Raw genomic sequence first — 11,325 nt, forward strand, 5'->3', positions numbered from 1 at the left:
ATCCACCCAGGCCCCACGGAGTGGAGGGAACGCACACCATGCCGGAGCCGGCCGTAGCGCGATGCTCCCCGGCCCCCACTGTCTGTCCGAGACCGCTTCTGGGCAGGTCTGATCGTTGTTCCGTGCTTCGTGTACGCGGTCCGGCGCGCGCGTCCGTTCGGTCGTGCGAACGCTCATACCAGAGCCGGACAAGTCGCGTGCGAGTTTGTCAACTGCCCACCGCACCTGACGCGTTGCCGACTACTGTCAGTGTCCGTCGGGCGACACAGGGCCGGATTCCGGCTCTCTCGACCGACATCGCGATGGCGCACGCCCGGCGCGCACAACGAGCCGGGCGTCGTGTGGATCAGGCCGCCCCACCCGGCGCTCCGGCCCGGCGGCACGCCCGACGGACAGTACGAGGACACCGATGTCTCACCTCCGCGCACCGGCCGCACGCGCAGACCGCCGTGAGGGCGGACGGCACGGTCGGCCGGTCGCCCGCCCCGCCCCCGCGCCGCCCGAGACGCACATACGGTCACAGCTCCTCCGCCTGGCCGTCCTTCCCCCCGTCGCGGTCGCCCTCGCCGCCTGCGCCGCCGTGCTGTTCACCGTCCGCACCACCGGCGCCCGCCCCGGCCCCACCCTGTGGGGGATGCTCGGCGGCGCGGTCGCCGTCGCGCTCACCGGCATCGTCGTCGCCGTCGTGGTCGCCGACCGCACCGCCCGCTCCGTCAGCGAACGCATCGGCGCCCTGCGCCGCACCAGCGCCCGCGGCGAGGCCGAGCTGCGCGCCCTCGTCGAGACCCTGCGCCGGGGCGACGCCCCGCCCCGACGCAGGCCGCACGGCGGACCGCCCGAGGAAGCCGACGACTTCGAGCTGCTCGCCACCGACCTGGCCCGCGCCCACGACGGGGCCGTCACCGCCGTCGTCCAGGCCGCCCAGCTCTCCAGCCAGGCCGGGAGCGAACAGAAGCTGGAGGTCTTCGTCAACCTCGCCCGGCGCCTCCAGTCGCTGGTGCACCGTGAGATCTCGATCCTCGACGAGCTGGAGAACGAGATCGAGGACCCCGACCTGCTCAAGGGCCTCTTCCACGTCGACCACCTCGCCACCCGGATCCGCCGGCACGCCGAGAACCTCGCCGTCCTCGGCGGCGCCGTCTCCCGCCGGCAGTGGAGCAACCCGGTCTCCATGACCGAGGTGCTCCGCTCGGCCATCGCCGAGGTCGAGCAGTACTCCCGCGTCAAACTCGTGCCGCCGATCGACGGCACCCTGCGCGGTCACGCCGTCGCCGACGTCATCCACCTGCTCGCCGAACTCGTCGAGAACGCCACCGTGTTCTCCGCCCCGCACACCCAGGTGCTCCTGCGCGCCAACCTCGTCACCTCGGGGCTGGCCGTGGAGGTGGAGGACCGCGGCCTCGGCATGCCCGTCGGCGAACAGGAACGGATGAACGCCCTGCTCGCCGACCCCGACCAGGTCAACGTCGCCCGCCTGCTGGCCGACGGCCGCATCGGCCTGTTCGTGGTCTCCCAGCTGGCCCGCCGGCACGGCATCCACGTCCGCCTCCAGACCAACATCTACGGCGGAGTGCAGGCCGTCCTCGTCGTACCGCAGGGCCTGCTCGGCGCGGAGCCCGGCAGCGCCGGCGCCGACGCGGGCACCACCGGCGCCCCCGCGCCGCACCCTCAGCAGCCCCCCGCGAGGCCGCCCGCCCCCGCGCCCCGGCGCCCCTCGGCGCCCGGACCGGCGGCGCCCGCCGTGAACGGCGCCGGGCACGTGCCCCTGCCGGTGCGCGGCGCCCACGCCTCGCGGCCCACCATCGCGGAGGCCGTACCCGGCATCAAGCCCGAGGACCGGCCGCACCTCGCCGAGCACGCCGGCGCGGCCCCCACCCCGCGCACCGGTGCCGTACGCGGCACCATGGGCAAGCCCCACCTGCCCCGGCGCCGCGCCCAGGAGCACCTCGTGCCGCAACTGCGCGAGGGCCCCGCCCCGCGCCAGGAACCCGAGCAGCTCGCCGGGCACGACCCCCAGCTGATGGCCGCCTTCCAGCGCGGCGTAGGCCTTGCCGAGGCCCAGCAGCACCTGGAGGCCGAGCACCAGCTCGACGCCGAACGGGGCGCCCACGGCGACCTGGGTACCGGTACCGACCCCCTGACCGCGGACTTTCCCACAGCGGACTTCCCGGCAGCGGACTTCCCGACCGCGGACCTCCCGGTGCCGGACGTGCCCCCCGCGCGCATACCGCGGGCGCGCCCCTCGCACCTGTCCGGCCCCGACCCCACCCACCGGCACGACGGGAGCGCACCAGCCGGATGACCACGGACACCCCCACCCCCACCGCTCCCGCAGACCTTCGTACCTCAAGGAGTCGATCGACCATGGCGAGCGAAGCGCCGACCGGCCACTCATCCGATCTCGACTGGCTGATGAGCGGCCTCGTCCAGCGCGTACCGCACACCACCAGCGCGGTACTCCTCTCCTGCGACGGACTGGTGAAGTCCGTCCACGGCCTCGACGCGGACAGCGCCGACCACATGGCGGCCCTCGCCTCCGGCCTGTACTCCCTCGGCCGCAGCGCCGGGGTCCGCTTCGGCGACGGCGGCGACGTCCGCCAGGTCGTCGTCGAACTCGACTCGACCCTGCTCTTCGTGACCACCGCGGGATCCGGCACCTGTCTCGCGGTGCTGGCCGGCCGGGAGGCCGACGCCGCCGTCCTCGGCTACGAGATGGCGATGCTCGTCAAGAGCGTCCGCCCCTACCTGGTGACCGCGCCCCGGCAGCACGCCGTCGAACCGTCGGCGTCGAGGCCTTGAGCGTGGCGGCGGCCGGCGACGGGCCCTGGCTCGACGACGCGGCCGGACGGCTGGTGCGCCCCTTCACGGTCAGCAACGGCCGGACCCGGCCGACCGTCGCGCTCGACCTGATCTCGCAGGTGATGGCCACCGGGGCGACCCCCCTCGGCTATCTGGGCCCCGAACACACCGAGGCGCTCGACCTGTGCCGCGCCCCCGTCTCGGTCGCCGAGGCCGCGGCGCACCTGAAGCTCCCGGCGGCGGTCACCAAGGTGCTGCTGTCGGACCTGGTCGACTGCGGGGCGCTCACCACCAAGCCCCCCGAGTTCCACCACAACCCCACTGACCGGGACCTTCTGGAGGCAGTGCTCGATGGACTACGACGACAGCTCTGACCACGCAGGCGGCACCGACCCCTTCCCCACCGCGCTGAAGATCCTCGTGGCCGGCGGGTTCGGGGTCGGCAAGACGACCTTCGTCGGCGCGGTCAGCGAGATCGCGCCGCTCAGCACCGAGGAGCTGCTCACCACGGTCAGCGCCGCGACCGACAACCTCGACGGCGTGGAGAACAAGGTCGAGACGACGGTCGCGATGGACTTCGGCCGCATCACCCTCGACCCGCAGCATGTGCTGTACCTGTTCGGCACCCCCGGGCAGGAGCGGTTCTGGTTCATGTGGGACGAGCTGTGCGAGGGCGCCCTCGGCGCCGTCGTCCTCGCCGACACCCGGCGCCTGGAGGACTGCTTCGCCGCCGTCGACTTCTTCGAACAGCGCGGCCTCGGCTTCATCCTCGCGATCAACGAGTTCGACGGCTCCTACCGCTACGACCCCGAGGAGGTCCGCGCCGCCCTCGACCTCGAACCTGGGATCCCCGTCGTGCGCTGCGACGCCCGGATCTCCAGTTCGGGCGTCCAGACCCTGCTCACCCTGGTCAAACACCTCATCGCGCACGCCCCGGCCCCCGCGGCCGGCCGCCACGGCGCCCACAGGTGATCCGCGCCCACCCCCTGGAGCCCGCCCATGCCCTACGCCCACCGCCCCGGAGCGCGCCCATGAGCTACGACCCGCCCCGCCCGGCCGGTCGTCTGCTGCTCACCCCGCAGGACGGCGAAGCGCCCGCCCGAACGCGCCGACTGCGCGGGCTGGGCCTCGGGGAACGGGCCGATCCGGCCCTCGACGCCTACGCCGGCCGGCTCGCCGAGGCGACCGGGGCGCCGTACGCCATGGTCAACTTCCCCGACGAGCACCGCCAGTTCTTCGCCGGCCTGTGCCGTCCGGAGAGCGGGCCGTACCGCAAGGGCGACGGCACCGCGCCCGAGGTCGGCCGCAGTCTGCCCCGGGACCACGGGTTCTGCCCCCATGTGGTGGTCCGGCGCAAGGCGCTGGTCCTGGAGGACGTCCTGGACTACCCGCGCTTCGCCGGCAACCCCGTGGTGGACGAGTTCGGCATCCGCTCCTACCTCGGCGCGCCCCTCGTCGACAGCACCGGCATGGCGCTGGGCACCGTGTGCGTCGCCGACGTGGCGCCCCGGCCGTGGGGCAGAACCGGCCTGGAGACCATCAAATCCGCCGCCGCCGACCTCGTCGTACGGCTCGAACGGCGGCAGGACCGGCAGGGCGACGGGCTCGGGCCGTGAGGGCCTGAGGGCGGTGTGAAGCGGAGCTTGGGCCGCGGTTAAGAAATCCTCGATGGACCGGGGGCCCGACGGCACGGAGGATGGCAGTCGACACCACCTTCCTCCCCGGGTCCGGGCTTCTTCGGCATGCCCGCGTCCGGGATCTCACTCACAGGAGCCGCACGCGTGAAGGCGCTGGTCAAGGAGAAGGCGGAGCCCGGACTGCGGCTCATGGACGTCCCCGAGCCCACGGTGGGACCCGGCGATGTGCTCATCAAGGTGCTGCGCACCGGAATCTGCGGCACCGATCTGCACATCCGGGCCTGGGACGGCTGGGCGCAGCAGGCGATCCGCACTCCGCTGGTGCTCGGCCACGAGTTCGTCGGCGAGGTCGTGGAGACCGGCCGGGACGTCACCGACATCAAGCCCGGCGACCGGGTCAGCGGCGAGGGCCACCTGGTCTGCGGCAAGTGCCGCAACTGTCTGGCCGGACGCCGGCACCTGTGCCGGGCCACCGTCGGCCTCGGCGTCGGCCGCGACGGCGCCTTCGCGGAGTACGTCGCGCTGCCCGCCGGCAATGTCTGGGTGCACCGGGTCCCCGTGGACCTCGACGTCGCCGCGATCTTCGACCCGTTCGGCAACGCCGTGCACACGGCGCTGTCGTTCCCGCTGGTCGGCGAGGACGTGCTGATCACCGGCGCGGGTCCGATCGGCCTGATGGCCGCCGCCGTCGCCCGGCACGCGGGCGCCCGCAACGTCGTCATCACCGACGTCAGCGAGGAGCGCCTGGAACTGGCCCGCAAGATCGGCGTGAGCCTGGCGCTGAACGTGGCCGAGACCGGCATCGCCGACGGCCAGCGCGAGCTGGGGCTGCGCGAGGGCTTCGACATCGGCCTGGAGATGTCCGGCCGGCCCGAGGCCATGCGGGACATGATCGCCAACATGACGCACGGCGGCCGGATCGCCATGCTCGGCCTGCCCGCCGAGGAGTTCCCGGTCGACTGGGCGCGGATCGTCACCTCGATGATCACCGTCAAGGGCATCTACGGCCGGGAGATGTTCGAGACCTGGTACGCGATGTCGGTCCTGCTGGAGGGCGGCCTCGACCTCAGCCCCGTGATCACCGGACGCTACGACTACCGCGACTTCGAGGCGGCCTTCACCGACGCGGCCAGCGGCCGCGGCGGCAAGATCATCCTCGACTGGAACGCGTAACCCCTAGGAGCTTCTGCGATGTTCGACTCCGTGCGCGACGACCTGCGTGCCACTCTCGACGAGATCCGGGCCGCGGGTCTGCACAAGCCCGAGCGGGTGATCGGCACCCCGCAGTCCGCGACCGTCGCCGTCACCGCGGGCGGCCGTCCCGGTGCGGTCCTCAACTTCTGCGCCAACAACTACCTGGGCCTCGCCGACCACCCCGAGGTGGTCGCCGCCGCCCACGAGGCGCTGGACCGCTGGGGCTACGGCATGGCCTCGGTCCGCTTCATCTGCGGCACCCAGGAGGTGCACAAGGAGCTGGAGGCGCGCCTGTCGGCCTTCCTGGGCCAGGAGGACACGATCCTCTACTCCTCCTGCTTCGACGCCAACGGCGGTGTCTTCGAGACCCTGCTCGGCCCCGAGGACGCGGTGATCTCCGACGCCCTCAACCACGCCTCGATCATCGACGGCATCCGGCTCTCCAAGGCCCGCCGCTTCCGCTACGCCAACCGCGACATGGCGGACCTGGAGCGGCAGTTGAAGGAAGCGGGCGAGGGCGGCGCCCGGCGCAAGCTGATCGTCACCGACGGCGTCTTCTCCATGGACGGCTACGTCGCGCCGCTCGCCGAGATCTGCGACCTCGCCGACCGCTACGACGCCATGGTCATGGTCGACGACTCGCACGCCGTCGGCTTCGTCGGCCCCGGCGGGCGCGGCACCCCCGAGCTGCACGGCGTGATGGACCGCGTCGACATCATCACCGGCACCCTCGGCAAGGCCCTCGGCGGAGCCTCCGGCGGCTATGTCGCCGCCCGCGCCGAGATCGTCGCCCTGCTCCGGCAGCGCTCCCGTCCGTACCTGTTCTCCAACACCCTCGCCCCGGTGATCGCCGCCGCCTCCCTGAAGGTCCTGGACCTGCTGGAGTCCGCGGACGACCTGCGGGTGCGGCTCGCCGAGAACACCGCGCTGTTCCGCCGCCGGATGACCGAGGAGGGCTTCGACGTCCTCCCCGGCGACCACGCCATCGCCCCCGTCATGATCGGGGACGCGGCCGTCGCCGGCCGGATGGCGGAGCTGCTGCTGGAGCGCGGGGTCTACGTCATCGGCTTCTCCTACCCGGTGGTGCCGCAGGGCCAGGCCCGGATCCGCGTCCAGCTGTCGGCCGCGCACTCCACCGCCGACGTGGACCGGGCCGTGGACGCCTTCGTCGCCGCGCGTGCGGAGCTCGACGCCTGAGCTGAGAGAATCGAGGCGTGATCGAAGCGCGGCGGCTCCACATCCTCCGAGCGGTGGCCGACCACCGCACCGTGACGGCGGCTGCCGCCGCGCTGTACCTCACGCCCTCGGCCGTCTCCCAGCAGCTCACCGCCCTGGAGCAGGAGACAGGCCACCGCCTGGTCGAGCGCGGAGCCAAGGGCGTACGGCTCACCCCGGCCGGTGAGATCCTGCTCAGCCACACCCACGCCGTCCTCGCCCAGCTGGAGCGGGCCGAGGCGGAACTGGCCGCCTACGGCTCGGGCGCCGCCGGCACGGTCACCGTCGCCGCCTTCGCGACGGGGATCGCCCAGGTGGTCGCCCCGGCCGTGGCCCGCCTCGCCGCCGCCGCGCCCGGCATCCGCATCCGGGTGCAGGACGCCGAGGGCGACGCCAGCCTGCCGATGGTGCTGGACCGGCAGACCGATGTGGCGGTCGCCGTGGAGTACCGCGGGGCCCCCTCCGCCGACGATCCCCGGCTCAGCCACGTCCCGCTGTACGCCGAGCCCTTCGACGCGGTGGTGCCGATGACGCACCGGCTGGCCGACCTGGCGGAGGTGCCGCTCGGCGAGCTGGCCAAGGACCCCTGGATCGGCCCCTACCCGGGCAACCCCTGTCACGACGTGGTCGTCCTCGCCTGTGAGAGCGCCGGGTTCCAGCCGCGGCTCGAACACTCCTCGGACGACTTCCGCGCGGTGGTGGCGCTGGCCTCGGCCGACGCGGGCGTCGCCCTGGTCCCGCGCTCGGCGCTGCGCGGTATGGACCTGACCGGTGTCGTGGTCCGTCCCGTCGACGGAGTGGCGCCCACCCGCCGGGTCTTCGCCGCCGTACGCCGGGGAGCCGAGGAGCATCCGCTGATCAGTCCGGTGCTGGACGCGCTGAGGGCGGCGGCCGAGGAGTAGGGCTGCCCCCTGTTTCGTATTTGGGATATTGTCCCGGATATGAAACAGGCATCCGAGGTCGGCCCGGATCCCGTCGACGTCCGGCTGGGGGCCCGGCTCGCCGCGCTGCGGGCCGAGCGCGGCTGGTCGCTGGGCGAGGTCGCCGAACGCAGCGGGATCAGCAAGTCCACTCTGTCCCGGGCCGAGCGCGCCGAGATCAGTCCCACCGCAGCCCAGCTGAACCGGCTGTGCGCGGCGTACGGGCGGACCATGTCCCACCTGCTCGGCGAGGTGGAGTCGGCCCCCGCCCTGCTGGTCCGCGCCGCCGAACAGCCCCGCTGGGAGGACCGGTCCTCCGGGTTCGTCCGGCGCTCGGTCTCCCCGCCGCACCCCGGACTCCGCGGCGAACTGGTCGAGGGCCGGCTCGCCCCGGGCGCCGACATCGCCTACGACCGCCCGCCCGTCCCCGGCCTCGAACAGCACATCTGGGTGCTGGAGGGATCCCTCGCCGTCACCGTCGAGCAGGACGAGCACCACCTGGAGCCGGGCGACTGCCTGCGACTGCGGGTGTGGGGGGCCACCCGGTTCCGGTGCGCCGGACCGGAGGCGACCCGCTACGCCCTGGCGGTGGTCGCGCCATGACGGTCGTCGTCCGGCTCGACGAGGAGCAACTGCTCGCCCGCGCGGAGGCACTGGCCGGGCTGCTGGTGGACGCGGTGGACGGCGGCGCCTCGGTCGGCTTCCTCGCGCCGCTGGACCCGTCCGCCGCACGCGCCTGGTGGCAGGAGCGCGCCGCTGGGCCGTACGCGGTCTGGGTGGCGCTCGACGGCGCCCGGGTCGTCGGCACCGTCACCCTGGCCTTCCCCGACAAGCCCAACAGCCGTCACCGGGCGGAGCTGGTCAAGCTGATCGTGCACCGGGACGCGCGGGGCCGGGGCCTGGGTCGCCTGCTGCTGGACACCGCCGAGGAGGCCGCGGCCGCAGCCCACATCACCCTCCTGCACCTGGACACCGAGACCGGCAGCCCGGCCGAACGCCTCTACCGCTCGGCCGGCTGGACGCGCGCCGGCATGATCCCCGACTACGCCGCCGACCCGGGCGGTGTCCTGCGCGGGACGACCCTGTACTACAAGCGTCCTCGGGCGCCCGTTCCCGCCGGGTGACTGTCAGTGCGAGCGACTACGGTGCGTGCCATGCAGGATGCCGAAGACGTACGCCGCACCGCCCTGTCCCTGCCGGACACCACGGAGAAGATCGCCTGGAACATGCCCACGTTCCGGGTCGCCGGGAAGATGTTCGCGACGCTCCCCGAGGAGGAGACCTCCATCGCCGTGCGCTGCCCCAAGGAGGAGCGCGACGAACTGGTGCTGGCCGAGCCGGAGAAGTTCTGGATCGCCGACCACGAGGCGCAGTTCGCGTGGGTGCGGGTGCGTCTGGCGGCCCTGGAGGACGGGGACGAACTGCGCGACATCCTCGCCGACTCCTGGCGCCAGGCCGCCCCCACCCGACTGCTCGACGCCCACCCGGAGTTGGGGCTGCCGACCGAGGGCTGAAATTGCCTCCGGCACGGTCAGCGGTGCGTGGCATGATCCGGGGACGAGCGCGGGAGCCGGGGCGGAGGGGGCCCCGGCTCCCGCGGTGACGGGCGCGCGGGGAGGGGAGCAGGAGGCATGGCCAGGGGGCTGACGGGGGTGGTGCGGAAGCGGACGGACGGTGGCACCGGCGTCCACCCGGTGTGGTCAAGGGACTTCGCCCTGTTCTTCGTCGCCCGCGCCGTCGCGCGCCTCGGCGACACCATGCTGCCGGTGGCGCTCGCCGCCGGACTGCTCCAGCACGGCCACGGCGCGGGCGCGGTCGGCCTCGCCATGGCGGCCACCGCCGCCGCCTTCGCCGGGTTCGTCGTCTTCGGCGGGGTGATCGCCGACCGGTTCAGCACCCGCCGGCTGATGATCGGCGCGGACCTGGTGCGCCTCGGCACCCAGGCGCTCGCCGCGGCGCTCTTCTTCTCCGGCCATGTGGTGCTGTGGGAGATCTGCGCGATCGGCTTCGTCAACGGTGTCGCGGGCGCGGTCTTCCAGCCGGGCGTCGCCAGTACCACCCCCCGGCTCGCCACCGACGTCCAGGGCGCGAACGGCGCGATACGCATCGCGGAGTCCGCGGCCCAGCTCGCCGGGCCCGCGTTCGCCGGTCTCCTCGTGGGCCTCGCCTCACCGGGCGGTGTCTTCGCCGCCCACGCCGCGACGTACGCGGTCAGCGCGCTGTGCCTGCTCCTCCTGCGGCTGCCCCCGCTCACCGCGGGGAGCGCGCCGGTGCCGAGCACCTTCCGGGCGGACCTGGTCGAGGGCTGGCGGGAGTTCCGGGCGCGCACCTGGCTGTGGGGCGTCATCGCGGTCTGGTGCCTGTACATGCTCACCGTCTGGGGCCCGACCCTGCCCCTGGTGGCGACCGAGGTGGTCCAGCGGCACGGTCCCGGCGCCTACGGCCTGGTCAACTCCGCCCTGGGCGCCGGCACGGTGGTCGGCGGACTCCTCGCCCTGCGCTTGCGGCCCCGGCGGATGCTGCGGGCGGGCGCGATCGCCCTGTTCGCCTTCGTCGGCTTCCCGGCCACGGTCGGGCTCGGTCTGGACGTGCCCGCGATGGCGGCCGGAGCGGCGGTGGCGGGCGCCGGGATGTCCTTCTGGAGCGTGATGTGGGCGACCACCGTCCAGACCCAGGTCCCGCCCGACGTCCTCAACCGCATCCACGCCTACGACGTGGCCGGCTCCCTGGCGATGATGCCGGTGGGCCAGGCCCTGGCCGGGCCGTCCGCCGCCGCCCTCGGCGCCGGGCACGTCCTGGTGGTCGCCGGTGCGATGAGCCTGGTCGTCGCCGCCGTCCTGCTCTGCGTCCGCCCGATACGCGACCTGGAGCGGGCTGACGCCCCCACGGCGGGTTCGAGGCCCGCCCGGGAACCGGACCGGGCCTGCCCGGCCGGTGCCGATCCCCGGCCGGACTGACCGCGCGACCGTGGCCCGCGGTCGCGCGGCGAGAAACCGGTGCGCGACCACGGAGTCGAGTGCGGTATTGTTTCCGTGTTCGTTCGGCCCGGGGAAAGCCCAGGTCAGCGAGGCTCGGGACGTGGCGCAGCTTGGTAGCGCACTTGACTGGGGGTCAAGGGGTCGCAGGTTCAAATCCTGTCGTCCCGACCAGCTTCACAGCAGGTCGGAGGCCGTCTTCTCAGAACTGGGAAGACGGCCCTCGTTGTTTCCGGACCGTTTCCGGACCCCCGTGGAGCCCGTCCCCCCTCAGAGGTGGACCGTCAGCTCCACCGCCACCGCGTCGCCCTCCGCCAGCCCCTGCGGCTTACGGACCGCGGCCTTCAGCGGGAGCAGATAGCGGCCGTCCTTGGGGAACAGGGACGTCGTGAAGGAGACCGCGCCGATCCTGACGTCCACCGGAATCACGCCCCAGCCGTACGTGGCCATGGAGGCCACCTCGTGGATGTCCGCCGACTCCTCGGCCGGCACCGGGACGAAGTAGTAGGGCGACGGACCGCGCCATTCGATGACCTGGCCGGTGAAGGCGAGTTCCAAGAGGCATCCTCGTTCCGGAGCGACGAC

The 11,325-nt window shown here is 73.4% G+C and carries 13 protein-coding genes and 1 tRNA gene; 13 read left to right on the top strand and 1 reads right to left on the bottom strand.

Translation table 11 applies throughout. The annotated features are described in order from the left end of the window. The first annotated feature begins 409 nt into the window (after positions 1-409). The 13 genes from AB0E07_RS15950 to AB0E07_RS16010 all read left to right on the top strand — a co-directional run bounded on the left by AB0E07_RS15950 (position 410) and on the right by AB0E07_RS16010 (position 10,914). Positions 410-2,302, top strand: a complete 1,893-nt coding sequence (locus AB0E07_RS15950; protein ID WP_362251162.1) for an ATP-binding protein — start codon at positions 410-412, stop codon at positions 2,300-2,302. A 62-nt stretch (positions 2,303-2,364) separates the two neighbouring features. Continuing rightward, positions 2,365-2,799: a roadblock/LC7 domain-containing protein gene (locus AB0E07_RS15955; protein WP_362251165.1), complete on the top strand. Its 435-nt coding sequence runs from the start codon at positions 2,365-2,367 to the stop codon at positions 2,797-2,799. A 2-nt stretch (positions 2,800-2,801) separates the two neighbouring features. Beyond that, positions 2,802-3,173 (top strand): DUF742 domain-containing protein, encoded by a 372-nt coding sequence (locus AB0E07_RS15960; RefSeq protein WP_362251404.1) that lies wholly within the window; start codon positions 2,802-2,804, stop codon positions 3,171-3,173. Next, positions 3,151-3,771: an ATP/GTP-binding protein gene (locus tag AB0E07_RS15965; protein WP_362251168.1), complete on the top strand. Its 621-nt coding sequence runs from the start codon at positions 3,151-3,153 to the stop codon at positions 3,769-3,771. Before AB0E07_RS15960 ends, AB0E07_RS15965 begins: the two co-directional genes overlap by 23 nt. Before the next feature lie 59 nt (positions 3,772-3,830). After that, positions 3,831-4,415, top strand: a complete 585-nt coding sequence (locus AB0E07_RS15970) for a GAF domain-containing protein (RefSeq protein WP_362251171.1) — start codon at positions 3,831-3,833, stop codon at positions 4,413-4,415. A 165-nt stretch (positions 4,416-4,580) separates the two neighbouring features. Further along, positions 4,581-5,609 carry an L-threonine 3-dehydrogenase gene (tdh, locus tag AB0E07_RS15975; RefSeq protein ID WP_362251174.1) on the top strand — a complete coding sequence of 343 codons (1,029 nt, stop codon included), beginning with the start codon at positions 4,581-4,583 and terminating at the stop codon, positions 5,607-5,609. Between the two features lie 18 nt (positions 5,610-5,627). Beyond that, positions 5,628-6,827: a glycine C-acetyltransferase gene (locus AB0E07_RS15980; RefSeq protein WP_362251177.1), complete on the top strand. Its 1,200-nt coding sequence runs from the start codon at positions 5,628-5,630 to the stop codon at positions 6,825-6,827. Positions 6,828-6,844: 17 nt separating this feature from the next. Then, positions 6,845-7,747 carry a LysR family transcriptional regulator gene (locus tag AB0E07_RS15985; protein ID WP_362251180.1) on the top strand — a complete coding sequence of 301 codons (903 nt, stop codon included), beginning with the start codon at positions 6,845-6,847 and terminating at the stop codon, positions 7,745-7,747. A gap of 39 nt (positions 7,748-7,786) precedes the next feature. After that, positions 7,787-8,368 carry an XRE family transcriptional regulator gene (locus tag AB0E07_RS15990; RefSeq protein WP_362251183.1) on the top strand — a complete coding sequence of 194 codons (582 nt, stop codon included), beginning with the start codon at positions 7,787-7,789 and terminating at the stop codon, positions 8,366-8,368. Continuing rightward, complete coding sequence (locus AB0E07_RS15995; RefSeq protein ID WP_362251186.1) at positions 8,365-8,889, top strand: GNAT family N-acetyltransferase; 525 nt, start codon at positions 8,365-8,367, stop codon at positions 8,887-8,889. The genes AB0E07_RS15990 and AB0E07_RS15995 overlap by 4 nt, the downstream gene beginning before the upstream one ends. Positions 8,890-8,919: 30 nt before the next feature. Then, positions 8,920-9,279 (top strand): MmcQ/YjbR family DNA-binding protein, encoded by a 360-nt coding sequence (locus AB0E07_RS16000; protein ID WP_362251189.1) that lies wholly within the window; start codon positions 8,920-8,922, stop codon positions 9,277-9,279. Positions 9,280-9,396: 117 nt separating this feature from the next. Next, the gene (locus tag AB0E07_RS16005; RefSeq protein WP_362251191.1) at positions 9,397-10,722 is read left to right on the top strand and encodes an MFS transporter; all 1,326 of its coding nucleotides are present in this window, start codon (positions 9,397-9,399) and stop codon (positions 10,720-10,722) included. 115 nt (positions 10,723-10,837) lie between these two features. Further along, a tRNA-Pro gene (locus AB0E07_RS16010) sits at positions 10,838-10,914 on the top strand. Between the two features lie 96 nt (positions 10,915-11,010). Here the strand turns inward: AB0E07_RS16010 and AB0E07_RS16015 are convergent. Then, positions 11,011-11,298: a DUF1905 domain-containing protein gene (locus tag AB0E07_RS16015; protein ID WP_362251195.1), complete on the bottom strand. Its 288-nt coding sequence runs from the start codon at positions 11,296-11,298 to the stop codon at positions 11,011-11,013. Between the last annotated feature and the right edge of the window lie 27 nt (positions 11,299-11,325).

It is taken from the genome of Streptomyces sp. NPDC048002, from assembly GCF_040653275.1.
Lineage (GTDB): Bacteria > Actinomycetota > Actinomycetes > Streptomycetales > Streptomycetaceae > Streptomyces.

Bases quoted from the DNA above. Each gene is read 5' to 3' on its own strand.
- AB0E07_RS15950 (WP_362251162.1), top strand. From the start codon at position 410: ATGTCTCACCTCCGCGCACCGGCCGCACGCGCAGACCGCCGTGAGGGC.
- AB0E07_RS15955 (WP_362251165.1), top strand. From the start codon at position 2,365: ATGGCGAGCGAAGCGCCGACCGGCCACTCATCCGATCTCGACTGGCTG.
- AB0E07_RS15965 (WP_362251168.1), top strand. From the start codon at position 3,151: ATGGACTACGACGACAGCTCTGACCACGCAGGCGGCACCGACCCCTTC.
- AB0E07_RS15970 (WP_362251171.1), top strand. From the start codon at position 3,831: ATGAGCTACGACCCGCCCCGCCCGGCCGGTCGTCTGCTGCTCACCCCG.
- AB0E07_RS15980 (WP_362251177.1), top strand. From the start codon at position 5,628: ATGTTCGACTCCGTGCGCGACGACCTGCGTGCCACTCTCGACGAGATC.
- AB0E07_RS15990 (WP_362251183.1), top strand. From the start codon at position 7,787: ATGAAACAGGCATCCGAGGTCGGCCCGGATCCCGTCGACGTCCGGCTG.
- AB0E07_RS15995 (WP_362251186.1), top strand. From the start codon at position 8,365: ATGACGGTCGTCGTCCGGCTCGACGAGGAGCAACTGCTCGCCCGCGCG.
- AB0E07_RS16000 (WP_362251189.1), top strand. From the start codon at position 8,920: ATGCAGGATGCCGAAGACGTACGCCGCACCGCCCTGTCCCTGCCGGAC.
- AB0E07_RS16005 (WP_362251191.1), top strand. From the start codon at position 9,397: ATGGCCAGGGGGCTGACGGGGGTGGTGCGGAAGCGGACGGACGGTGGC.